Annotated in this window: 21 protein-coding genes; 10 read left to right on the top strand and 11 right to left on the bottom strand. The window is 67.3% G+C overall.

Going from position 1 to position 21891, the window contains the following annotated elements:
• Positions 1 to 41: 41 nt before the first annotated feature.
• The 7 genes from H7F35_RS08980 to H7F35_RS08950 all read left to right on the top strand — a co-directional run bounded on the left by H7F35_RS08980 (position 42) and on the right by H7F35_RS08950 (position 9355).
• A complete protein-coding gene (locus tag H7F35_RS08980; protein ID WP_187112558.1) occupies positions 42 to 1004 on the top strand; it encodes a substrate-binding domain-containing protein in 963 nt (320 codons plus the stop codon).
• Positions 1005 to 1166: 162 nt separating this feature from the next.
• Entirely contained in the window at positions 1167 to 2330 is a 1164-nt protein-coding gene (locus tag H7F35_RS08975; RefSeq protein ID WP_187112557.1) for a Gfo/Idh/MocA family protein, read from the top strand.
• A 49-nt stretch (positions 2331 to 2379) separates the two neighbouring features.
• Positions 2380 to 3081, top strand: coding sequence for a phosphatase PAP2 family protein (locus tag H7F35_RS08970; protein WP_187112556.1), 702 nt, complete (start codon positions 2380 to 2382; stop codon positions 3079 to 3081).
• Positions 3082 to 3157: 76 nt separating this feature from the next.
• Entirely contained in the window at positions 3158 to 3685 is a 528-nt protein-coding gene (locus H7F35_RS08965) for a DUF3617 domain-containing protein (protein ID WP_187112555.1), read from the top strand.
• A gap of 95 nt (positions 3686 to 3780) precedes the next feature.
• Positions 3781 to 4899, top strand: coding sequence for a ligase-associated DNA damage response exonuclease (locus H7F35_RS08960; protein ID WP_187112554.1), 1119 nt, complete (start codon positions 3781 to 3783; stop codon positions 4897 to 4899).
• Positions 4896 to 6575 carry an ATP-dependent DNA ligase gene (locus H7F35_RS08955; RefSeq protein ID WP_187112553.1) on the top strand — a complete coding sequence of 560 codons (1680 nt, stop codon included), beginning with the start codon at positions 4896 to 4898 and terminating at the stop codon, positions 6573 to 6575. Before H7F35_RS08960 ends, H7F35_RS08955 begins: the two co-directional genes overlap by 4 nt.
• Positions 6572 to 9355 (top strand): ligase-associated DNA damage response DEXH box helicase, encoded by a 2784-nt coding sequence (locus H7F35_RS08950; protein ID WP_187112552.1) that lies wholly within the window; start codon positions 6572 to 6574, stop codon positions 9353 to 9355. The genes H7F35_RS08955 and H7F35_RS08950 overlap by 4 nt, the downstream gene beginning before the upstream one ends.
• 18 nt (positions 9356 to 9373) lie before the next feature.
• Here the strand turns inward: H7F35_RS08950 and trxC are convergent, their stop codons facing one another.
• Positions 9374 to 9823, bottom strand: a complete 450-nt coding sequence (gene trxC, locus H7F35_RS08945) for a thioredoxin TrxC (RefSeq protein ID WP_187112551.1) — start codon at positions 9821 to 9823, stop codon at positions 9374 to 9376.
• 77 nt (positions 9824 to 9900) lie between these two features.
• Here trxC and pdeM point away from each other — a divergent pair, with 77 nt between their 5' ends.
• Positions 9901 to 10578: a ligase-associated DNA damage response endonuclease PdeM gene (pdeM, locus tag H7F35_RS08940; protein ID WP_187112550.1), complete on the top strand. Its 678-nt coding sequence runs from the start codon at positions 9901 to 9903 to the stop codon at positions 10576 to 10578.
• A gap of 125 nt (positions 10579 to 10703) precedes the next feature.
• Here the strand turns inward: pdeM and H7F35_RS08935 are convergent, their stop codons facing one another.
• Genes H7F35_RS08935 through H7F35_RS08925 form a run of 3 tightly spaced genes read right to left on the bottom strand, consistent with a single transcriptional unit; the run spans position 10704 to position 12746 of the window.
• A complete protein-coding gene (locus H7F35_RS08935; protein WP_187112549.1) occupies positions 10704 to 11231 on the bottom strand; it encodes a TPM domain-containing protein in 528 nt (175 codons plus the stop codon).
• Positions 11232 to 11233: 2 nt separating this feature from the next.
• Positions 11234 to 12136 (bottom strand): TPM domain-containing protein, encoded by a 903-nt coding sequence (locus H7F35_RS08930; RefSeq protein ID WP_187112548.1) that lies wholly within the window; start codon positions 12134 to 12136, stop codon positions 11234 to 11236.
• 10 nt (positions 12137 to 12146) lie between these two features.
• The gene (locus H7F35_RS08925) at positions 12147 to 12746 is read right to left on the bottom strand and encodes a LemA family protein (RefSeq protein WP_394485558.1); all 600 of its coding nucleotides are present in this window, start codon (positions 12744 to 12746) and stop codon (positions 12147 to 12149) included.
• Between the two features lie 46 nt (positions 12747 to 12792).
• Between H7F35_RS08925 and H7F35_RS08920 the strand changes: the two genes are divergently transcribed.
• Positions 12793 to 13551, top strand: coding sequence for a hypothetical protein (locus H7F35_RS08920; RefSeq protein WP_187112547.1), 759 nt, complete (start codon positions 12793 to 12795; stop codon positions 13549 to 13551).
• A 118-nt stretch (positions 13552 to 13669) separates the two neighbouring features.
• Here H7F35_RS08920 and H7F35_RS08915 read toward each other — a convergent pair whose 3' ends face one another.
• From H7F35_RS08915 to H7F35_RS08885, 7 genes are all read right to left on the bottom strand, one after another.
• Positions 13670 to 14344 carry a cysteine hydrolase family protein gene (locus tag H7F35_RS08915; RefSeq protein ID WP_187112546.1) on the bottom strand — a complete coding sequence of 225 codons (675 nt, stop codon included), beginning with the start codon at positions 14342 to 14344 and terminating at the stop codon, positions 13670 to 13672.
• A complete protein-coding gene (locus H7F35_RS08910; RefSeq protein WP_187112545.1) occupies positions 14341 to 15273 on the bottom strand; it encodes an ABC transporter permease in 933 nt (310 codons plus the stop codon). Before H7F35_RS08910 ends, H7F35_RS08915 begins: the two co-directional genes overlap by 4 nt.
• Positions 15270 to 16427, bottom strand: a complete 1158-nt coding sequence (locus tag H7F35_RS08905) for an ABC transporter permease (RefSeq protein WP_222622013.1) — start codon at positions 16425 to 16427, stop codon at positions 15270 to 15272. Before H7F35_RS08905 ends, H7F35_RS08910 begins: the two co-directional genes overlap by 4 nt.
• Positions 16420 to 17946: an ABC transporter ATP-binding protein gene (locus H7F35_RS08900; protein WP_187112544.1), complete on the bottom strand. Its 1527-nt coding sequence runs from the start codon at positions 17944 to 17946 to the stop codon at positions 16420 to 16422. Before H7F35_RS08900 ends, H7F35_RS08905 begins: the two co-directional genes overlap by 8 nt.
• 19 nt (positions 17947 to 17965) lie before the next feature.
• Positions 17966 to 19069, bottom strand: a complete 1104-nt coding sequence (locus tag H7F35_RS08895) for a BMP family ABC transporter substrate-binding protein (RefSeq protein ID WP_187112543.1) — start codon at positions 19067 to 19069, stop codon at positions 17966 to 17968.
• A gap of 70 nt (positions 19070 to 19139) precedes the next feature.
• Positions 19140 to 19526 (bottom strand): VOC family protein, encoded by a 387-nt coding sequence (locus H7F35_RS08890; RefSeq protein ID WP_187112542.1) that lies wholly within the window; start codon positions 19524 to 19526, stop codon positions 19140 to 19142.
• A 334-nt stretch (positions 19527 to 19860) separates the two neighbouring features.
• Positions 19861 to 20862, bottom strand: coding sequence for an isopenicillin N synthase family dioxygenase (locus H7F35_RS08885; protein ID WP_187112541.1), 1002 nt, complete (start codon positions 20860 to 20862; stop codon positions 19861 to 19863).
• 262 nt (positions 20863 to 21124) lie between these two features.
• Between H7F35_RS08885 and rutR the strand changes: the two genes are divergently transcribed.
• A complete protein-coding gene (rutR, locus tag H7F35_RS08880) occupies positions 21125 to 21841 on the top strand; it encodes an HTH-type transcriptional regulator RutR (protein ID WP_187112540.1) in 717 nt (238 codons plus the stop codon).
• The last annotated feature ends 50 nt before the right edge of the window (positions 21842 to 21891 follow it).

Below are 21891 nucleotides of genomic sequence, written 5' to 3'. Positions count from 1 at the left end.
CTTCGCGTTCCCGTTCCATCAACCACAAGGAGACATCCAGCATGACAAGCTTCACACGTCGTATCGCACTCACGGCCGTTGCCGCCGCAGCGTTCGCCAGCCTGCCCGCGCTTGCCGCGGAAAAGGTCAACCTCGGCGTTTCGATTCCCGCGGCCACGCACAGCTTCATGGGCGGCATCAACTACTGGGCCAACCAGGCGAAGAAGGACCTGGAGAAGGAACACAAGGACCTGAAGATCACGATCAAGACAGCAGCCAATGCGCCCGAGCAGGCCAACCAGTTGCAAGATTTGTCGACGGTCACCAAGATCAACGCGCTGGTCGTGTTCCCGTTTGAATCCGCCGCGCTGACCAAGCCGGTCGCGCAGGTCAAGGCCAAGGGCGCCTACGTTACCGTGGTCGATCGTGGCCTGACCGACACCAGCGCGCAGGATGCCTACGTGGCCGGCGACAACACCGCGTTCGGCAAGATCCCCGCCGAATACATCGTGAAGACGCTCGGCGGCAAGGGCAACGTGGTGGCGCTGCGCGGCATTGCCACCACGCTCGACAACGAACGCATGGACGCCTTCAACGCCGTGCTCAAGGGCAGCCCCGACATCAAGCTGCTCGATGCCAAATACGCCAACTGGAACCGCGACGATGCCTTCAAGGTCACGCAGGACTACCTGACGCGCTTCAAGCAGATCGACGCCATCTGGGCCGCCGACGACGACATGGCCGTGGGCGTGCTCAAGGCCATTGCGCAGGCCAAGCGCGACGACATCAAGATCGTGTTCGGCGGTGCGGGTGCCAAGGACATGGTCAAGACCATCATGGACGGCAAGGACCCGCGTATCGGCGCCGACGTGAGCTATTCGCCCAAGTTCATCTACGACGCGATCAAGCTCACGGCCGAAGCGCGCCTGAAGGGTGAGAAGCTGCCGGCGACGACGATCATTCCTTCGGTGCTGATCACCAAGGAAAACGCCAAGGACTTCTACCACCCCAACTCGCCGTTCTGATGTCCTGACGAACGGCCGCCCGGCTTTGCTCCCTCTCCCCTTGGGGAGAGGGTTGGGGTGAGGGCCGGCGGCGGTGGCAAGGCGGTGAATGTGCAACCGCCGATGCCCTCACCCTAGCCCTCTCCCAGAGGGAGAGGGGACAGTTTCCAGGAACGCTTCGATATGACCGATACATCTCTTCGCAAGCTGCGCTACGCCATGGTCGGCGGCGGCCGCGACGCCTTCATCGGCGCTGTGCACCGCAAAGCCATGGCGCTCGACGGCCAGATCGAACTCGTGGCCGGCGCGCTGTCGTCGAGCCCTGACAAGGCGCGTGCCTCGGGCCGCGACCTGGGCCTGGCCGACGACCGCAACCACGCAGACTGGCCCTCGCTGCTGGCCGACGAACTCAAGCGCCCCGCGAATGAGCGCATCGACTTCGTCTCGATCGTCACGCCCAACCATGTGCACTTTCCGGTGGCGCAGGCCTTTGCCGAAGCGGGCTTCCACGTGGTGTGCGACAAGCCGCTGGTGCACACGCGCGAGCAGGCCGATGCGCTGGTCGCCACCGTGGCGAAACAGGGCACGGTGTTCGGCGTCACCTACAACTACACCGGCTATCCCATGGTGCGGCAGGCGCGCGAGATGGTGCGCTCGGGCCAGATCGGCGAGATCCGCAAGATCGTCGTCGAATACAACCAGGGCTGGCTTGCCAGCCATGTCGAAGGCGGCACCAACAAGCAGGCCGACTGGCGCACCGACCCCGCGCGCAGCGGCGCGGCCGGCGCCATCGGCGACATCGGCTCGCATGCCGAGAACCTCGTGGCCAGCGTCACCGGCCTTCACATCGAAAGCCTGTGCGCCGACCTGAGTTCGCTGGTGCCTGGCCGCATGCTCGACGACGACGGCAGCCTGCTGCTGCGCTTCGAGGGCGGCGCGCGCGGCGTGTTGGTCGCCTCGCAGATCAGCACCGGCCTGGAGAACGATCTGCGCCTGCGCATCTCCGGCACGCTGGGCACGCTCGAATGGCACCAGGAGCAGCCGAGCCAGTTGATGCACCTGCCGCACGATGGCCCCAAGCGCACCCTGACGCGCGGCGCACCCTGGCTGTGCGAAGCCGCGAAGCGCGCGAGCCGCTTGCCCGCAGGCCATCCCGAGGGCTTCATCGAGGCTTTCGCGAATGTCTATGCGGGTGTGACGGCGGACATCCGCGCCCGGCTGGCCGGTCATGCGGCCGACCCGCTGGCGGCCGACTATCCGCGCGTGGAAGACGGTGCGCGCGGCGTTCGCTTCATCGAGCGCACGGTGGCCTCGGCGAAAAGCGAATTAAAGTGGACGCCCTGGTAGCGCACCGGCCTCGCACCCGCGAGGCCACTTCGCACGACCACCGGCATCCATGACCTTTTCTTCTTCCGGCGGCTCTTCTTCCCCTTCCTCGGCGCGGTGGCTGCGGGCCCTGTGGCTGCGCTGCACCACGTTGTTCCCGTTGAAGCTGATCGGCAACACCGTCGCAACCCTCGGTTTCTTCCCGCTGTACTTCTGGATCATGAAGAACGCGGGCCAGGCCTGGGTGCTGCCGCTCACGGCCTTCGACCGGCTGATCGCGTTCTGGCCGCTGCTGCTGCCGGTCTATCTTTCGCTGTGGGGCTACATCGCGCTGCCCGTGCTGCTGGCGAAGGACAAGCGCGAGCTGCTGGGCTTTTCCTTCGGCTGCGCGGCCATGACCGGCATTGCGCTGCTGGTGTTCTGGTTCATGCCCACGGCCATACCGAACTTCGTCATCGACGCCACGCCCGGCAGCTCGCTGCACTTTCTCAAGACCGTCGACTCGGCCGGCAATGCCTTCCCCTCGTTGCATGTGTCGTTCTCGGTGTTCGCCTGCGTGGTGCTGGCGCGGCAACTGCGCGAGGTGGGCGCACCCGTGTGGCTGCGCGCCGTCAACGTGGCATGGGCCGTGGGCATCGTCTATTCGACGATGGCCGTGCGCCAGCATGTGCTGATCGACGTGCTCGGTGGCTTTGCACTGGGCGTCGTCTTCGGTGTTGCCACGCGCCAGCGCGGCGCAGCCGACGCACCGGTACACGCACGTCCGGCGTAGGCCGATCGCGGTATTCCGCCAGGGCGGCAGGCACGGTACAAACCGGGCTTTGCTGTCCATCGATGCGGAGTCCGTCATGAAAATTCGTCTGTTCGCCGCCGCGGCCTGTTGCGCACTGGCCAGTGCCATCGCGTTCCCCGCGTTCGCCCTCGACTACCCGGCCCGCAAGCCCGGCCTGTGGGAGATTCAGAGCGGCGACGGCACCGGCAAGGGGCCGGGCGCCGGCCACACCATGCAGCAATGCATCGATGCGGCCAGCGACAAGGCATTGCGCGACATGGGGCAGGGCATGGGCAAGGACATGTGCTCCAAACAAGAGTTGCGCGCAGACGGCGGCAAGCTGGTGATGGACTCGGTCTGCAAGATCGGCACCACCACCGCCACCTCGCATGCCGTGATGAGCGGCGACTTCAACACCGCGTACCGCATGGAGAGCAAGTCCAGCTACAACCCGCCGTTGATGGGGCGCACCGAAGGCGCCAGCGTCATGGAGGCCAAGTGGATCGGCCCCTGCAAGGCCGACCAGAAGCCGGGCGACATGGTGATGCCCAATGGCATGAAGATGAACGTGATCGAGATGATGAACGGGCGCGGCAAGAAATAGGCAGCAAGCAGCCGCCGGAGTAGGCGCCGGCCCACAGCGCTTCGCGCTCCCCGTTCGGCGGCGCCAAAGCCGCGCTGCCCCTACGATGGCGTGCCATGCCCGCCAAGGAAGACCTCGTCATTGCAAGGCCCGAAGGCCTGTACTGCCCGCCCGGCGATTTCTACATCGACCCGTGGCGGCCGGTGGCGCGTGCCGTCATCACGCACGCGCATTCTGACCATGCCCGCGTCGGCCATGCGCACTACCTGGCCCATACCGACAGCGCCGGCACATTGCGCACGCGGCTGGGTGCCGACATCAACCTGCAGACGCTGCCTTACGGCGAAGCCATCGAGCATCACGGCGTGCGCGTGTCCCTGCATCCGGCCGGCCATGTGCTGGGCTCGGCGCAGGTGCGGCTCGAACACGGCGGCCGCGTATGGGTGGCCTCGGGCGATTACAAGACAGAGCCCGACGGTACTTGCACACCCTTCGAGCCCGTGCCCTGCGACACCTTCATCACCGAGTCGACCTTCGGCCTGCCGATCTACCGCTGGCCCACGCAGGCCGTGCTGTTCGCCGAGATCGATGGCTGGTGGCGTGCGAATGCACAGGCGGGCCGCGCGTCGGTGCTGTTCTGCTATGCCTTCGGCAAGGCGCAGCGCATCCTGCATGGCGTGGATGCGAGCATCGGGCCCATCGTGGTTCATGGCGCCGTGGAGCCGCTGAATGCCGTGTACCGCGCGGCGGGCGTGGCCTTGCCGGCGACCTTGCGCGTGAACGATGAAGGCGTCGATGCCGCGTTGCTCAAGCGTGCGCTGGTGCTGGCGCCGCCTTCGGCGCAAGGCTCGCCCTGGATGAAGCGCTTCGGCAACTACGCCGACGCGTTCGCGAGCGGCTGGATGCAGTTGCGCGGCACGCGCCGGCGGCGTGGCGTGGACCGTGGCTTCGTGATGTCCGACCACGCGGACTGGCCCGGCTTGCAGCAGGCGATTGCGGGCACTGGCGCCGAGCGCGTGTTCGTCACGCACGGCAGTGTGCAGGTAATGGTGCGATGGCTGACGGAGAACGGGCTCGAAGCGCAGGGCTTCAAGACCGAGTACGGCGATGAAGACGATCAAGAGACTCCCTCTCCCTCTGGGGGAGGGCAGGGGAGGGGGCAAGCGGCGCTCGATGGGGACGCCGAGAGCCCCCATCCCAGCCTTCCCCCAGAGGGGGAAGGGGCGAAGACATGAAAGACTTCGCCGCGCTTTATCGCGAACTCGACGCGAGCACGTCGAACCTTGCCAAGCAGGCGGCGCTGCAGCGCTACCTGCGCGAAGCCGACGCAGCCGATGCCGCATGGGCTGTCTACTTCCTTGCTGGCGGCAAGCCGCGCCAGCTCGTGCCCACCAAGCTGCTGCGCCTGCTCGCGCAGGAGGCGGCGGGCCTGCCCGAGTGGCTGTTTGACGAGAGCTACGAAGCCGTGGGCGACCTCGCCGAAACCATCGCCTTGCTGTTGCCGCCGCCGAGCGAAACGCACGACCTCGGGCTCGCGGATTGGGTCGAACAGCATCTGCTGCCCTTGCGCGACGCCGCGAAATCGGCACCCGATCAGCTCGCCGAACGGCTGCGCGCGCAGTGGCGCCAGCTCGCGGCCGAAGAGCGGCTGGTGTACTTCAAGCTCATCACCGGTGCGTTCCGCGTGGGCGTGTCGAAGCTGCAGGTGACGCAGGCGCTCGCGGTCGTCGGCGGCATCGACGCCAAGCGCGTCGCGCAACGGCTCATGGGCTACACGCACATCGGCGCGCGGCCGCGGCCCGATGACTACAGCGCGTTGATCGCGCCAGAGTCGGGCGCAGAGCAGGTGCAGAAGACCAGCGGGCAGCCTTATCCGTTCTTCCTCGCGCATCCTTTCAACATTCCGCTTGAGCAGTTCGACGCGGTGCTGGGGTCGCCAGCCGACTGGATCGTCGAGTGGAAATGGGATGGCATCCGCGCGCAACTCGTCAAGCGCGCGGGTGTCGTCTGGGTATGGTCGCGCGGCGAAGAACTGGTGACCGAGCGCTTCCCCGAACTCGCGGTGCTCGGCGAGGCGCTGCCCGATGGCACGGTGCTCGATGGCGAGATCGCCGTGTGGCGCAAGGACGAGACGTCGCCGGAAAGCGAAGGCAAGGTGCAGCCCTTCGCCGAACTGCAGAAGCGCATCGGCCGCAAGACGCTCGGCGCCAAATTGCTGCGCGACATTCCGGTGGTGCTGCTGGCCTACGACATCCTCGAATGGGAAGGGCGCGACCTGCGCACGCAGCCGCAGTCGCAACGGCGCGTGCTGCTCGACGAACTGGTCACGCGCATGCGGCATCCCTCGCTGCTGCCGAGCCCGATGCTCACCGGCGCCGACTGGCCCGACCTTGCACGCCAGCGCGAAGCCGCGCGCACGATGGGTGTCGAAGGGATGATGCTCAAGCGGCGCGATGCGCAGTACGGCGTGGGCCGCACGAAGGACGTGGGCGTGTGGTGGAAGTGGAAGATCGATCCACTGAGCATCGACGCGGTGCTGATCTACGCGCAACGTGGCCATGGCCGCAGGGCGAGCCTCTTCAGCGACTACACCTTCGCCGTGTGGGACGGGCCACCCGGGCAGGAAGACCGCAAGCTCGTGCCCTTCGCCAAGGCCTACTCGGGCCTGACCGATGCCGAGATGGCGCGCGTGGACGCGATCATCCGCAAGACCACCATCGAGAGCTTCGGGCCGGTGAAGAGCGTGAAGCCGACGCTGGTGTTCGAGCTGGGCTTCGAGGGCATTGCGCGCAGCACGCGGCACAAGAGCGGCATCGCCGTGCGCTTTCCGCGGATGCTGCGGTGGCGGGAGGACAAGCCGGTGGATGAGGCCGATACCTTGCAGACGCTTGCTGCATTGCTGCCCGCATGACCAAGCCGCCGGACCCCGAATTTCTCCCTCCCCCTTTGGGGGAGGGCGGGGGTGGGGGCAAGCGGCGTATCCAGAGTCAGCAATCTATTGACGGCCGCTTGCCCCCATCCCAGCCTTCCCCCGGGAGGGGAAGGAGCAAATCCAAATCCAAAGTCAAAGCGGTCAAGGTTGCGCTCGATGCATGGTTCGTCGCGCGCGGCTGGAAGCCCTTCAAGTTCCAGCGCGAAGTCTGGAAAGCCATCGCGGATGGAAAGTCCGGCCTGCTGCACGCCACCACCGGCGCGGGCAAGACCTACGCGGTGTGGCTCGGTGCCTTGCTGGCTTTCTCCAAGGCCCGCAAGCAGAGCGCCCTCAAGCCCACACCGATGCCGCTCACCGTGCTCTGGCTCACGCCCATGCGCGCGCTCGCCGCCGACACCTTGCGCGCGCTGCAGCAACCACTCGAAGCCATGGGCGCCGAGGTCCACCCATGGAGCGCCGGTGCGCGCAGTGGCGACACCTCGTCAGCCGAGCGCAGCGCGCAGAACACGCGGCTGCCCACAGTGCTCGTCACCACACCCGAAAGCCTCTCGCTGCTGCTCGCTCGTGCCGATGCGCACGAAGTGCTTGGCCACGTGCAGATGGCCGTGGTCGACGAATGGCACGAGCTGCTCGGCAACAAGCGCGGCGTGCAGGTGCAGCTCGCGCTGGCGCGGCTCGAGCGCTGGAATGCGGACCTCGCGATCTGGGGCATGTCGGCCACGCTGGGCAATCTGCAGGAGGCGATGCACGCCCTGCTGGGCCATGAAGACGGCGTGCTCGTGCAGGGCCAGGTGCCCAAGAAGCTGGTCATCGATTCGCTGCTGCCGGGCCGCGCCGAACGCTTTCCGTGGGGAGGCCACCTCGGCCTCACGATGCTGCCGCAGGTGATCGAGGAGATCACCGCGAGCAAGACCACGCTGGTCTTCACCAACACGCGCTCGCAGGCCGAGATCTGGTATCAGGCCATGCTGGAGGCCCGGCCCGAGTGGGCCGGCCTCATCGCGCTGCACCACGGCTCGCTCGACCGCGTGGTGCGCGAATGGGTCGAGCTGGGCCTGAAGAGCGGCGCGCTCAAGGCGGTGGTGTGCACGTCGAGCCTCGACCTCGGTGTCGATTTCCTGCCGGTCGAGCGCGTGTTGCAGATCGGCTCGCCCAAGGGCGTGGCGCGCCTGCTGCAGCGCGCGGGCCGCTCGGGCCATGCGCCGGGGCGGCCTTCGCGCATCACGCTCGTGCCCACGCACAGCATCGAGATGGTCGAAGGATCGGCCGCGCGCACGGCCATCGCGGCGGGCCACATCGAGGCGCGTCATTCGCCCGATCAGCCGCTCGATGTGCTGGTGCAGCACCTGGTGACGGTGGCGCTCGGCGGCGGCTTCGTGCCCGATGCGCTGTACGACGAAGTGCGCGGCACGGCCGCTTATGAGAACCTTTCGCGCGAGAGTTGGCAGTGGTGCCTCGACTTCGTTTCGCAGGGCGGTCCCTCGCTCGCGGCCTACCCCGACTACAAGCGCGCCGTGCCCAATACAGAAGGCGTGTGGCGCGTGCCCGATGCGCGGCTCGCGCGGCGGCATCGCATGAACATCGGCACCATCGTGAGCGACGCCAGCATGTCGGTGCAGTACCTGGGCGGCTCGAAGATCGGCAACGTCGAAGAGAGCTTTGTCGCGCGCATGAAACCCGGCGACTGCTTCCTGTTCGGCGGCCGGCTGCTCGAACTCGTGCGCATCCACGACATGACGGCCTGGGTGCGGCGCACCACCGGCAAGCGGCCGGCGGTGCCGCGCTGGAGCGGCGGGCGCATGCCGCTGTCGAACACGCTGGCCGATGCGGTGGTGCAGCAACTCGCGCTGGCCGGCGAAGAGCGGTACGACTCGCCCGAACTGCAATGCGTGCGGCCGTTGCTCGAGATCCAGCAGCAATGGTCGGCGTTGCCGACGCCGCAGACGCTGCTGGCCGAGACGCTGACCACGCGCGAGGGCTCGCACCTGTTCCTCTATCCGTTCGCGGGCCGCCATGTGCACCTGGGCCTGGCGAGCCTGCTGGCCTGGCGCATCGCGCAGCACGAGGCGCGCACTTTCTCGATCGCAGTCAATGACTATGGCTTCGAGCTGCTGAGCGCCACCGAGGTCGATTGGCCGACGTTGCTGCCGCAGGTGCTGCAACTGCCCGAAGGCGAGGGTGACGAAGCCGATGCGGCGCTGCTGCATGAAGTGCTGGCCTCGCTCAATGCGGGCGAACTCGCGCAGCGGCGCTTTCGCGAGATCGCGCGCGTGTCGGGGCTGATCTTCCAGGGCTATCCGGGCGAGAAGCGCAGCAGCAAGCAACTGCAGGCGTCGTCTTCGCTGTTCTGGGAGGTGTTTCGCAAGTACGACCCGAACAACAGGCTGCTGCAGCAAGCGGAGCAGGAGCTGCTGGCGCAGGAGCTGGAGATCGGGCGCCTGCGCGCGAGCCTTGCGCGCATGGCCACGCAGCAACTGGTGCTCAAGCCGCTCGCGCGGCCGACGCCGTTTGCGTTTCCGCTGATGGTTGAGCTGTTCCGCGAGAAGCTGTCGAACGAAAACGTGGCCGACCGCATCGCGCGCATGGTCGAGCAGTTGGAGAAGGCTGCGGGCGGCGTGGTCACCGCCGGTGGCGTGGAGCGCGTGAAGAGCACGCTGGTGTTCGGCCAGGAAGGGCCGGGCAAGCCGGCGAAGCCATCAGGCACCCGGCGCGAGCGGCGGCGGCCTTCGAGGCCGTCAAGGCCGCTGCCGCCGCTGTAAAGCGTGGCTCACACCTTGTCAGCCGGCGCCGTGTGCCTTCACCCAACGCACGATGTCTGCCGCGCCCATCGCGCCGGCCTGCCGTGCCACCTCGCGGCCGCCCCGGAACAGCGCCAGCGCCGGGATGCTGCGGATGTTGAAGCGCGCGCCGAGCGTCGGCACGGCCTCCGTGTCGACCTTGGCCAGCCGCACCTGCGGTTCGAGCTGGGCCGCGGCCTGTTCGTAGGCCGGCGCCATCTGACGGCAAGGGCCGCACCAGGGCGCCCAGAAATCGACCAGCACCGGGATCTCGTTGCGCGCGATGTGGCGGTCGAAGGTGGCTTCGTCCGGCAGCGCGGTCGAGTGGCCGACGAACAGCGGGCGGTGGCAACTGCCGCAGTCGGGCGCGCTGCCCAGTTGCGCCGCGCGCACGCGGTTGGTCGTGTGGCAGCGCGGGCAGACGATATGCAGCGGGGGCGATTCGGTCATGCGCAAGAACTGGGGGCCGCCGGGGCCAATTGCAAGTCGGCCGCCGGCCCGCGCGTCTTTTGCGACACTGCCAGCCCGTGACTTCCCTGCCTTCCTCCCCGTCGCTGTTCCCGGTCCATTGGGCGGGCGAACTGCTGCAACTGCTGCCCGAGCGCGCGCTCTGGTGGCCCGAGGCGCGCGTGCTGTTCGTGGCCGACCTGCATCTGGGCAAGGCCGCAACCTACCGCGCGCTGGGCCAGCCGGTGCCGGGCGGCACCACGCTGGAGAACCTGTCGCGGCTCGATGCGTTGATCGAACGGCATGTGCCGCAGCGCCTCGTGTTCCTGGGAGACTTCCTGCACGCCGCGCAGGCGCGCACCGTGCTCGCCACCGTGGAAGGCTGGCGCGCGCGGCATGGGGGCATCGCGATGACGCTGGTGCGCGGCAACCACGACAGCCATGCGGGCGATCCGCCAGACACGCTGGACATCGAGGTGGTTGATGAGCCCTTTCTGCTCGGGCCCTTTGCCTGCTGCCACCATCCGCAATCGCATGCGACGCACTTCGTGCTCGCGGGGCATCTGCATCCCGCCTGCAGGCTCTACGGGCGTGGGCATGACAGCATGCGGCTGCCCTGCTTCGTGAGCGATGCGCAGCAGGCCGTGCTGCCTGCCTTTGGCGAGTTCACGGGCGGATTGGTGATGGCGCAGGCGCCGGGGCGGCGTTTCTATGCAGTGGGTGGCGAGTCGGTGTGGGCCGTGCCGACGCTGGACTAGGACTTGCCCCTTCCCCCTCTGGGGGAAGGCTGGGATGGGGGCAGGCAGAGCGCCCAGTAGAGACGCCGCATGCCCCCACCCCGACCCTCCCCCGGAAGGGGAGGGAGAAAGACACAAGACAACGCTCAGAGCACCACAGGCTCGTCGGGCAACTCGTTGACGTCGAAGTCGTTCTCGCCCAGCGGAAAGTGCTCGACCAGCAGCGCTGAAATCTCTCCCAGCGCCTGCGTCAGCCCATCCTCGAAGCGCCCTTCGCGAAAGGCCGCGCCCATGCGCTGCGTCATCGCGGCCCATTCGGCTTCGCCCACGCGCGCGTGGATGCCGCGGTCGGCCACGATCTCGATCGCGTGTTCGGCCAGCAGCAGGTAGATCAGCACGCCGTTGTTGTTCGCCGTGTCCCACACGCGCAGCTTGCCGAACAGCATGACCGCACGTTCCCGCGCGGGCGCATGGCGCCACAGGTAGGACATCGGCAGGCCGGCTTCTATGCACAGGCGGATCTCGCCGCTGTGCCGGCGTTCACTCGCAGCCACACGGCCCCCCAGGCGCTCCAGCGCATCGGCCGGCAGCGCATGGCGAACAGCGGCCTCGTCGATCCAGCGATGGCGCCAGATGCGGCCGAGCTTTGAAAACAGCGTGGCGTCGCTTGCCATGTTCACCAACCCCCGGAGGCACCGCCGCCGCCGAAATTGCCACCGCCGCCGGAGCTGAAACCACCCCCGCCACCACCTCGGCCGCCGCCCCAGCCTCCGCCACCACCGCCGGTCCAGCCGCCACCCGATCTGCCGGTGCCGACGACGAAAGAGGCCACCAGCGCGACCAGCCCGGCAATCGCCGCGATGACCACGCTGGTCGTGAGAAAGAAGGCCACGACACCGATGCCGCCGCCCATGACGATCGCGCCCAGCTTCTGGCCCAGCACCGCGCGAACGATGGGCGCGCCGACGAAGACCCCGACGAACAGGAAGATCGCGAGGTTTTCCCAATCGAAGCCGCCGTTGCCGCCACCGGCGTTGCCCGTGTCGCGCGAAGGCTCCGGCAGCGGCTCGCCATCGACCAGGCCGATGAGCCGGTCCACCGCCGCATTCAGGCCGCCCGCAAAGTCGTTGTTGCGAAAGCGCGGCTTCATTTCTTCATCGATGATGCGCACGGCCGCCAGGTCGGGCACCACGCCTTCGAGCGTCTTGGCGGTCGCGATGCGCATCTGGCGGTCGTTCTTGGCCACCACCACCAGAAGGCCGTCGCCGACGCCCTTGCGGCCGATCTTCCATGCATCGCCCACGCGCTGGGTGAAGCTGGCGATGTCCTCGGGCTGTGTCGTCGGCACCATCAGCACCACGATCTGCGAGCCCTTGCGCTGCTCGAACGCGGCGAGCTTGGTTTCGAGGCCGTTGCGCTGCGCGCTGTCGAGCGTGCCGGTCTGGTCGATCACCCGCGCAGTGAGCGCAGGCACCGGCACCAGGCCTTGTTGCGCCATGGCTGGCAGGCCTGCCCAGGCGATGGCTGTCAGGAAGACCGCGGCCAGCGCGCGACGGATCAGCAGTGCGGCAGTGACCATCGGGCGCGGCTTACTTCTTCGGTGCGCTGAAATCGACCGTCGGCGGCGTGGAAATCTGCGCCTCGTTCTGCACCGAGAAGTTGGGCTTGGGCGCGTAGCTGAAGATCTTGGCCGTGATGTTGGTCGGGAAGCTGCGCGCGAGCACGTTGTACTCCTGCACACTTTCGATGTAGCGGTTGCGCGCCACGGTGATGCGGTTCTCGGTGCCTTCGAGCGTCACGCGCAGGTCGCGGAAAGCCTGGTTGGCCTTGAGGTCGGGGTAGCGTTCCGACACCGCCATCAGCCGCGACAGCGCCGACGAGAGTTCGCCCTGCGCCTGCTGGAACTTCTGGAAGGCTTCGGGGTTGTTGAGCGTCTCCGGCGTCACCTGGATCGAGGTGGCCTTGGCGCGCGCCTCGATCACCTTGGTGAGCGTGTCCTGCTCGAAGCTGGCCTCACCTTTCACGGTGGCGACGATGTTGGGCACGAGGTCGGCACGCCGCTGGTACTGGTTGAGCACCTCGCTCCAGGCCGATTTGCTGGCCTCGTCGAGTGCCTGGAACTGGTTGTAGCCGCAGCCGCTCAGGGACACGACCGCCACAAGAATCAATAGCCAGCGCTTCATCATCATTTGCATTACCTCCGCAGAAGATGCGGAAGGTAGCATAGGTGGCTCCATGCCCCTCGATCCCCTACAAGCCCTGCAGGCCGCGAACCGCACGGTGCCGCCCGTCGCTGCAACCACCGACGGCACGCTGCTGATCGCAGGTGCGACCGGTGCCCTGGGGCAGGAACTGCTGCGCCGGCTGGCGGGCAGCCACCGCTTCGCCCATGCCCGCGTGCTGGCGCGAGAGCCGATCCGCGACGGGCTGCGCGGCGTCGAGACTTACCTGAGCCCCGGCCTGCCGATCGCGCAATGGCCGCTGACCTCGGCCGACACGGCGGTCATCGCCTTCGACCCGCCGCGCATGTACCACGACCGCGAGCGCGCGCTGTGGGTGCCCGAGCCGTCCGACCTGCCGGAACTCGCGCGCTGGTTGCGCGCCTGTGGCGTTCGCACGCTGGCCATCGTGCAGCCGCACGACCAGGGCCGGCTGCCCGAAGCGCTCAAGCGCGGGCTCGCGAGCCTGGACGAACAGGCGGTGGTGGCGAACGGCTTCGAGCGCGTGATCCTCGTGCGCTCGGCGCGCAAGCCGCTGAATGCGAAGTTCGCGAACCCGGCCGAGCGGCTGGCCGCGTGGATGCTGTCCGTCGTGCGCTTCATGGTGCCGAGCAGCGAGCAGCCGGTGCGCGCATCGAAGGTGGCGGAACTGCTTGACCTGGCCCTGCGCATCGCGCCGGAGGGCGTGCACGTGGCCGCGCCCGAACTGGTGTGGCAGGCCTCGCAGGGCGGTGAAATGCAAGCGGTGGCGCAGCGTTGGCTGGGCAAGACTTAGGCTCGCCCCCAGGCTGCGCGCACTTCGTGTCGCTTCTCCTTCCCCCTGCCGGGGGCAACACCAGCGGCCCGGCAAAGCCGGTTCCGCGGTGTTCGCGAGAGAAGGAGGACGCTGCTTCCTAACCGCGCCATTGGCGCAGCAATTCCGCCGAGTCGACCACCAGCCCGAGGTGCAGCGACACCATCGCGAGCGCCGCGTTTTCCAGATGCGCGTCGGTGCCGCGCACCAGGTCGCGCAGCACGATCACGCGGTAGTTGTGGTTGTTGGCGTCGAAGGCGGTGTTGAGCACGCAGCAATCGGTGAAGCCGCCGTCGAGCACCACGGTCTGGATGCGCTGGTTGCGCAGCAGGAAGTCGAGGTCGGTCGGATAGAAGGCCGACAGCCGGCGCTTGTTTTCCACGCGCATGTCGCCGGGCTCGACACGGGTGACCCATTCGGTCCAGCGCGAGCCTTCGATGGCATGCGCGTCGGCATTCGGAATTGCGCCCACGTGCAATGGGAAGGTACGGCGCCACGCGGCCGGAATGCCGTGGATGTCGTCCACGCCATCGGGCCGCAGCACCGACTTGATGTGCACGATGCGCACGCCCAGCGCACGCGCCTCGTCATGGAAGCTGTCGATGGGCGCCACCACGTCCCGCGCACGCGGCGCGGGGCAGGGGCAGTCGGGGTCGTCGTCCAGGTGGCCGCGATGCATGTCGATCGACAGCACCGCGGTGGTGGCCGGATCGAGGTAGTCGGCAAACTGCGCGTTGTCGAGCGTGCGCTCTTCGCCATAGACCCAGGCCTTCATCGCCGCTCCTCCCGCACATAGGGTTGGCCCAGCGCGCCGGGCTCTTCATCGGCGCCGCGCCGCGAGAGCGCGACCCAGACCATCACGCCCAGCGTCACCGCGTAGGGCGTCATCATCACGAAGTACTGCGGCAGTTGCACGCCCGCTGCGGCCAGTTGCGGGATCAGCGCCTCGATGCAGCCGAACAGCAGCGCACCCACCAGCGCCTTCCACGGCGACCAGCGCGCGAAGATCACCAGACCCACCGCGATCCAGCCGCGTCCGCCCGTCATGCCCGCGATCCACAGCTTGGTGCTGACCACCGAGATGTACGCACCCGCCAGCCCCACCAGCGCCGAGCCCGCGAGCACCGCCGCAAAGCGCCATGCCGTCACGCGGATGCCGGCCGCGTCGGCGGCCTGCGGGTTCTCGCCCACGGCGCGCAGCCGCAGGCCGGTGGAGGTGCGCGTGAAGAACCACGCCACCGCGCCGAAGATCGGCAGCGTGAGCCACACCATCGCGTTCTGCATGAACAACTTGCCTACGCCAGGCAGCAGCGACAGCGGCCACAGGCCCATGGCGCCGATGCCCTCGGTGGCGTGGTTGGTCCAGTCGGCCATCGAGCCGACCAGCGCGGTCAGCCCCTGGCAGAAGAACACCAGCGCGAGCCCGGCGATCACCTGGTTCACACGCAGCCAGATCACCATGACCGCGAACAGCACCGAGACGAGGCTGGCCGCGAGCATCGCCAGCACCAGCGACACCGCCGGCTGGCCGAGCGCCAGTTGCGCGCCGATGCCGGCCAGCGCGCCGACCAGCATCAGCCCTTCGGCGCCGAGCGAGAGCACGCCCGCGCGCTCGCAGATGATGAGCCCGAGCGCCGCCAGCGCATAAGGCACCGCGAAGTCGGGTGTGCTCGCAAGCCAGTTGAGGATGACACCTCCGCTCATGCCACGGCCTCCCCGCCGACGCGGCGCAGCCGGTGGCGAATGAAGAAGTCGCTCGACGCCACGCACACCACGATGATGGCCTGGATCAACTGCACCATCGAGAACGGCACCTGGTAGAAAACCTGCAGGCTGCGCCCGGTGACGAACAGCGCCGCCACCAGCAGTGCCACCACAGTGGCTGCCAACGGGTTGTTGCGCGCGAGGAAGGCAATGAGGATGCCCGAGAAGCCGTAGCCCTGATAGAAGGCCTGCGTGAGCCGCCCCTCTTGTCCTGCCGCCACCGCGAAGCCCGCGAGCCCGGCCATTGCGCCCGACAGCAGCACCGCGCCATAGATGGTGCGACGCACCGGCACCCCGTTGGCATGCGCCACGCGCGGGTTGGCATCGACGAAGCGCAGGTACAGCCCCGCGCGGCTCACGCCCACCAGCCACCACGCCAGCAGCGCCACGATGCCCGCGAGCAGGATCGCGCTGCCCACGCCGGCGCCCAGCTCGGGCAGTCGCTCGAAGGCGCGGAATTGCGGTGAGTACGGAAAGTTGTCCTTCGGGTCTTTCCAGCTGCCATAGACCAGGTGCAGGAGGAAGTTGGCCGCCATGTAGTTGAGCATCAGCGTCGAGATGATCTCGTTCACGCCCAGCTTCAGCTTGAGCCACGCCGGCCCCAGCACCCAGAGCAGGCCGCAGCCCACGGCCGCCACGAACATCAGCGGCAGGCGCAGGTTCTCGGGGCCGATCTGCCACATCGAGACGGCGGTGGCGCCGATGGCGCCCCAGATCATCTGGCCTTCGAGCCCGAGGTTCCAGAAGCGCGCGCGAAAGGCCATCGAGCCCGCGAGGCCCACCAAGATCATCGGCGCGGCCTGGAACAGCACGGCGCGAAAGTTCTGCCCATCGAGGAAGGTCTGCACCACGAACTCGTTGGCGAGTTCGTCGGCAGGCACGCCCGCCGCCACGAGGATCGCGGCGGAGATGGCGAAACCGACCGCCAGTGCGGCCGCAAGGATCAGCGCCTGCCAGCGCCATGCCATGTGCTGGCGGATTTCCAGCGCATAGCGACGGCCGGCGAGCGGTTGTGCTGTTCGCGCGACTGCAGGCGCCGCGGGTTTTGCTTGGGAAGGATGTGCCATGTCGGCGGCCAGCGATGCGTCAGCCATGGTCCACCATCGCCTGTCCGATGGCCTGCCGGTCGGCCGGTTGCGCGAACTCGCCGGCGATGCGCCCGCGCGTCATCACGCCCACGCGGTCGGCCAGTTGCAGCACTTCGTCGAGGTCTTCGCTGATGAGCAGCACCGCAGCGCCGCTGTCGCGCGCGGCGCGCAGCCGCGCATGCACCTCGGCACTGGCGCGCACGTCGAGCCCACGGCTGGGGCTGTGCGCCAGCACCAGCGTCGGCGACTTGCCGAACTCGCGCGCCAGCACCAGCTTCTGCGCGTTGCCGCCCGACAGCAGCGCGGCTTTCTGTGCAACCGAGCGCACGCCCAGCACGTCGAAGGCGCGCACGGCCTCTTGCGTGTCGCTCTGGATGCGACCACGGCGCAGATGCCACACCGGGCCATAGCGCCCGCTGTGCACGCGGCCGATGGCGTAGTTCTCCGCCACCGAGAGGCCGCCCGCGAGCGCGAGGCCGTAGCGGTCGGCCGGAATCGCGGCAATGCCGAGGCCGCGCCGCGCCGGTGCAGGCATCGTCTTGAGATCGCCATGCCCTTCGAGCCGGATCTCGCCTTCGGTCGCTTCGCCCGGCAAGCCCATGATGGCGCCGGCCAATTCGCCCTGACCGTTGCCGCCCACGCCGGCAAGGCCGTAGATTTCGCCCGCGTGCAGTTTGAGGTCGACACCGTCGAGCACGCGCCGCCCTTGCGGCGAAGCGGGCGAGCGCAGCCCGCGCACCGTCAGGCGCACCGGGCCGCGCGCCGCCTTCGCGGGCTGGAAGCCGGATGCCGCGACGGACTCGCCCACCGTCAGCTTCACGAGTTCGGTCACCGACGTGGCGCCCGGCTCCAGCGTGGCCACCGTGCGGCCGCCACGCATCACCGTCACGCGATCGGCATAGGTCTTCACGTCGGCCATCTTGTGCGTGACCAGCACCACGGCGGCACCGGCACGCGCCAGCCCCTGCACGGTCTGCAGCAGGCGTGCGGCCTCCTGGTCGGTCAGCACGGCCGTGGGCTCGTCGAGGATGAGGATGCGCGCACCCGCCAGCAGCACCTTGAGAATTTCCACGCGCTGCTGTTCAGCGATCGAGAGGGCATCGATGCGCCTGGACGGATCGATCTCGAAGCCCAGCTCCGAGGCCTTGTTGCGGATGTCGCGTTCGATCTCGCGCAGCCGCTCGCCGTGGCTCTGGAACTCGGCCGGCGGCGGTGCTGTGAGCAGGATGTTCTGCGCCACCGTGAACGGCCGCACCAGCTTGAAATGCTGGTGGACCATGCCGATGCGGTGCCGCGCCGCATCGCGTGGCCCGGTGAAGCGCACCAGGTTGTCATCGACCAGCAGTTGCCCCGCCTCCGGCGCATAGAGCCCGGCCGCGATGTTCATCAGCGACGACTTGCCGGCGCCGTTTTCGCCGAGCAGGGCGTGCACCTCGCCCCAGCGCGCGGCGAAGTGGGCGTCGGTCAATGCCGCGAAGCCGTCGAAGGACTTGCGGATGCCGGTGAGTTCGAGCGCGTTGGGCATGAGGTCCTTGGCTGCTGGCTTACTTCTGCGTGACCACGCCCTTGACGAACCAGTCCATCTTCCAGAGGTCCGCATCCGACAGCACCGCGCCCTTGGCCACGCGCTCCTTGCCATCGCGGTCGGCCAGGGGGCCGGCGTAGATCTGCTTGCCCTTGAGGATCGCTTCACGTTCCGCCGTGATCAGCGCGGCCTTGTCCTTGGGCACGGCGGGGCCGAAGCCGGCGATGTCCGTGCCGCCGTCCTTCATCTCGATGAAGGCGCCGTATGGCGAGGGCTTCCAGTTGCCGGCCATGACCTTCTTCAGCTCGGGCGTCAGGAAGCGGTCCCACACCCACACCGACGAGCACAGCGTGGCCTTCGGCGCGAACTGGCGCAGGTCGCGGTGGTGGCCGGTGCCGTACACGCCGCGCTCCTGCGCCACGATCTGCGGCGTCGGGCTGTCGACGTGCTGGCCGATCACGTCGGCGCCCTGGTCGATCAGCGCGGCGGCGGCAGCGCGTTCCTTGATGGGGTCGTTCCAGGCGCCGGTGTAGATCACGTTGACCGTGGCGTTGGGGTTCATCTTCTGCGCACCGAGTGCGAAGGCGTTGATGGTCCAGTTCACGACGCCGAAGGGGTTGGCCGCGACGAAGCCGAGCTTGCCGGTCTTCGAGGCCGCGCCAGCGGCCATGCCGCACAGGTACTGGCTTTCGTAGGTGCGGCCGTAGAACGATTCGAGGTTACTGCCGTTGGTGGTGCCCGAGCCGTTGAGGAAGGCCACGTCGGGGTACTTGGCGGCCAGGTCCTTGAAGCTGTCGGAATAACCGAAGGCGGTGCCGATCACGATGTTGGCGCCGCGCTGGATGAACTTCTCGGCCGCGGGCTTGATGGCCGAGGCGTCTTCGGGCACGTTCTCGACGAACTGGATCTTCTGGCCGATTTCTTTCTCGATCTTCACGCGGGCTTCGTCGAAGGCCTGTGTCCAGCCGCCGTCGTTCTTCGGGCCGAAGTAGAGCATGGCGATCTTGGGCTTGTCTTTCAGCGTGAAGCCGTCGGCCGCCGTGGCCGGCAGCGCGATGGACGCGCCGCCTGCTGCGAGCGTCAAGGCAAGGCCGAAGCCGGGAGTGAGAGTGCGCAGCAGCATGGAGCAACCTTTCGTGAGAGGCATGACAAGGAAATGCAGGAGGAAAGAGAAGGGCGGTGCCGTGTGCGCGTCACATCATGAAGTTGATGCGGAACACATTGCCCTCGGGATCGAGCAGCACCGACTGGTACCAGTTGTAGTAAGTGACGTAGGGCGGCTTGATGAGCGTGGCGCCCGCTTCGAGTGCGACGGGCACCATGCGGTCGACGTCGGCCTGGCTGTCGACGTCGATGTTCAGCAGGAACTTCACGCCGCGCGTGTCGGAGAACTCGGCAAGGTGCAGCAGCTCGTAGGCGTCGAGTGCGTTGAAGCCCAGGCTCGACTTGCCGGTGTCGAGTCCACGAAAGATCGGCGAGCGGATGGCCTCGATTTCGGGGAAGCCGAACACGCGTTGGTAGAAGCCGCTGAGTGCGACCACGTCTTTGGCGAAGACGTTGACGTAGGAGAGGTGGGGCATGTCAGTTGATCATTGCTGGTGTTCTTGGCGCTGCTGTTCGGGGTACGTGCGAATGACACCGGGTGCTCCCCTCCGCGAATGTCCCCCGCTTCGCTCCTCCTTTATTTCGCTGCGGGGAGCACCCGGTGTCATTCGCACCTGGACACGCTGCTATTGATCCAGCGATCAACGACTGCTCCGAATAACGCTCACGTCGATACGGGGCTCTTTTTCGCGAAATAAAGGAGGAGCGAAGCGGGGGACATTCGCGAAAAAGAGCACCGTGTCGGCGTGAGCACCGCCCTGAACGACGCACTTCAAACACGACGCGACGAATCGAGAAGAAAACCATCATTCAGGCCGTCGCCTTGGTGCCCCCGAAGGTCGTCTGCTTGACGAACTTCGAGATCAGGTGATTCCCCGACGAGATCGGTGCGTACTTCGGCGCCTCTCCCGGTGCCAGACAACTCGGCAGACACTCGACCATCGCGTCGTAGTTGGGCTGGTGGAAGAACACCAGCGACTGCCGGCGGTTGGTGCTCGCCATCTCGAAGGGCGGATTGACCACGCGATGCAGCGTCGACACCCACTGGTCGTTGGTCCACTGCATCATCAGATCGGCAATGTTGACGACCAGACCACCTTCGACCTGCGGCACATCGACCCACTGGCCGGCCTTGTTGAACACCTGAAGGCCCTTGTCGTCGGGCAACACGATGGTGAGGCTGCCGTAGTCGCTGTGCGCGCCCGCACGCAGTTGGCCGGGCAACGGTGCCTCGCGTTGCGGCGGGTAGCTCAGCACGCGGAACATGCTGATGTGCCGGTCGATCTTGTCGTCGAAGAACTTTTCGGGCAGCGCCAGGCCGAGCGCAAAGATGCGCATCAGCGAGCGCGAGAGATCGCTCATGGCCTCGAAGTAGCCTTCGTATGCTTCACGGAAACCGTCGATGGGCGGCCAGCTGTTGGGCTCGAAGTGCGGGCCGGCTGCGGGGCCGCGGTGGTAGTCGTCGTCGGGCACGTTCGATGGGCCGATGGAGAACGATTCCTTCAGGTCGCCCGGCGCCGCCTCTTCGAGGCTGTACGACAGGCCCTCTTCGCCGACCGCGCTGTAGCCGCGCACCGCGTCCTCGCGCGGACGGTCGACCTTGCGCTTCTCGCCGAGCGGCATGTCGAAGAACTTGCGCGACAGCGTGGCCACGCGCGAGATCAGCTCCGCAGGAATGCCGTGGTTGGTGATGACCAGGAAGCCGATGCTGCGGCAGGCTTCGTCGACTTTCTTCGCGACCTCCGATCGGCTTTCGGGGCTTCCGTCGAAATAGGGCGCGAGATCGATGATGGGAACGGACAAGAGAGTCATGGGGCGTTTCTCATGCGTGGCGTGTGTGTACTTCTCCATGCAACGTCTGTGCCAGTTGGACCAAATGGACAAATCGCTTTTGCCGCGTCAGCATGGTGCGCGGCGCGGGGCCTGCAGGCCGTCGTGGCGCAAGTCGATGCACCGCGGCCTTACAGTGGTGCGCCGCGATGGCAAGGGCTTGCAGGTACGGCTCGTGCAAGCGTGTTGTTCGCAGTCGAATGAATGAATGAGTGAATCCGGAATCCAGAAGAAACGAGGGAAGATGCCGAAGACCAAGGCGCTGGCCGCAGCCAGCAGCAGCAACATCACCACCGACAAGCCGGCGCGCAAACGAGCGAAGCCCGCGGTGCGCAGCGCGTCCGCCGTGAGCCGGCGACTGCGCCAGATCGAAGACAAGCGCAGCGCGATCCTCGGTGCCGCGCTGGGGCTGTTCTCCCGGTTCGGGCTGCACGGCACGTCGATCGACCAGGTGGCTGCGCGCGCCGATGTGTCGAAGAGCAACCTGCTCTATTACTTCGCGAACAAGGAAGAGCTGTACGTCAACGTGCTGCGCGACCTGCTCGCGCTGTGGCTCGAACCGCTGCGCGGCTTCAGCGCCGAGCAGGACCCGGGCGAGGCCATTGGCGATTACATCCGTCGCAAGCTGCTGGTCTCGCGCGATCGGCCGGATGCATCGCGTTTGTTCTGTCTTGAAATGATCCAGGGTGCGCCGCTGTTGCGCGACGAACTCGACCGAGAGCTGCGCACGCTGGTGGAGAAAAAATCGGAGGTGATTCGTGCCTGGGTCGAGGCCGGCAAGCTCGCGCCGGTCGATCCGCATCACCTGATCTTTGCGTTGTGGGCGGTCACGCAGCACTACGCGGATTTCGGTGTGCAGGTGCAGGCGCTGACGGGGCACACGCTGGACGATGCGGCGTTCTTCGAGCAGACGGTGGAGAACGTTCAGCGCATCGTGCTTCAAGGCATCACGCCACGCTAGGTCTTGCTCCTTCCCCCAGAGGGGGAAGGAGCAATGCAAACGCCCCAAGA

Source organism: Variovorax sp. PAMC26660 (assembly GCF_014302995.1).
Taxonomy (GTDB): domain Bacteria; phylum Pseudomonadota; class Gammaproteobacteria; order Burkholderiales; family Burkholderiaceae_C; genus Variovorax.
The sequence above is the reverse complement of the archived record's forward strand: the minus strand, read 5'-3'. Positions and strand labels throughout refer to the sequence as shown.

What these genes read in the sequence shown, in the direction of transcription:
- H7F35_RS08980 (WP_187112558.1), top strand. Translation starts at nt 42, where the DNA reads ATGACAAGCTTCACACGTCGTATCGCACTCACGGCCGTTGCCGCCGCA.
- H7F35_RS08975 (WP_187112557.1), top strand. Translation starts at nt 1,167, where the DNA reads ATGACCGATACATCTCTTCGCAAGCTGCGCTACGCCATGGTCGGCGGC.
- H7F35_RS08970 (WP_187112556.1), top strand. Translation starts at nt 2,380, where the DNA reads ATGACCTTTTCTTCTTCCGGCGGCTCTTCTTCCCCTTCCTCGGCGCGG.
- H7F35_RS08965 (WP_187112555.1), top strand. Translation starts at nt 3,158, where the DNA reads ATGAAAATTCGTCTGTTCGCCGCCGCGGCCTGTTGCGCACTGGCCAGT.
- H7F35_RS08960 (WP_187112554.1), top strand. Translation starts at nt 3,781, where the DNA reads ATGCCCGCCAAGGAAGACCTCGTCATTGCAAGGCCCGAAGGCCTGTAC.
- H7F35_RS08955 (WP_187112553.1), top strand. Translation starts at nt 4,896, where the DNA reads ATGAAAGACTTCGCCGCGCTTTATCGCGAACTCGACGCGAGCACGTCG.
- H7F35_RS08950 (WP_187112552.1), top strand. Translation starts at nt 6,572, where the DNA reads ATGACCAAGCCGCCGGACCCCGAATTTCTCCCTCCCCCTTTGGGGGAG.
- trxC (WP_187112551.1), bottom strand. Translation starts at nt 9,823, where the DNA reads ATGACCGAATCGCCCCCGCTGCATATCGTCTGCCCGCGCTGCCACACG.
- H7F35_RS08935 (WP_187112549.1), bottom strand. Translation starts at nt 11,231, where the DNA reads ATGGCAAGCGACGCCACGCTGTTTTCAAAGCTCGGCCGCATCTGGCGC.
- H7F35_RS08930 (WP_187112548.1), bottom strand. Translation starts at nt 12,136, where the DNA reads ATGGTCACTGCCGCACTGCTGATCCGTCGCGCGCTGGCCGCGGTCTTC.
- H7F35_RS08925 (WP_394485558.1), bottom strand. Translation starts at nt 12,746, where the DNA reads ATGATGATGAAGCGCTGGCTATTGATTCTTGTGGCGGTCGTGTCCCTG.
- H7F35_RS08920 (WP_187112547.1), top strand. Translation starts at nt 12,793, where the DNA reads ATGCCCCTCGATCCCCTACAAGCCCTGCAGGCCGCGAACCGCACGGTG.
- H7F35_RS08915 (WP_187112546.1), bottom strand. Translation starts at nt 14,344, where the DNA reads ATGAAGGCCTGGGTCTATGGCGAAGAGCGCACGCTCGACAACGCGCAG.
- H7F35_RS08910 (WP_187112545.1), bottom strand. Translation starts at nt 15,273, where the DNA reads ATGAGCGGAGGTGTCATCCTCAACTGGCTTGCGAGCACACCCGACTTC.
- H7F35_RS08905 (WP_222622013.1), bottom strand. Translation starts at nt 16,427, where the DNA reads ATGGCTGACGCATCGCTGGCCGCCGACATGGCACATCCTTCCCAAGCA.
- H7F35_RS08900 (WP_187112544.1), bottom strand. Translation starts at nt 17,946, where the DNA reads ATGCCCAACGCGCTCGAACTCACCGGCATCCGCAAGTCCTTCGACGGC.
- H7F35_RS08895 (WP_187112543.1), bottom strand. Translation starts at nt 19,069, where the DNA reads ATGCTGCTGCGCACTCTCACTCCCGGCTTCGGCCTTGCCTTGACGCTC.
- H7F35_RS08890 (WP_187112542.1), bottom strand. Translation starts at nt 19,526, where the DNA reads ATGCCCCACCTCTCCTACGTCAACGTCTTCGCCAAAGACGTGGTCGCA.
- H7F35_RS08885 (WP_187112541.1), bottom strand. Translation starts at nt 20,862, where the DNA reads ATGACTCTCTTGTCCGTTCCCATCATCGATCTCGCGCCCTATTTCGAC.
- rutR (WP_187112540.1), top strand. Translation starts at nt 21,125, where the DNA reads ATGCCGAAGACCAAGGCGCTGGCCGCAGCCAGCAGCAGCAACATCACC.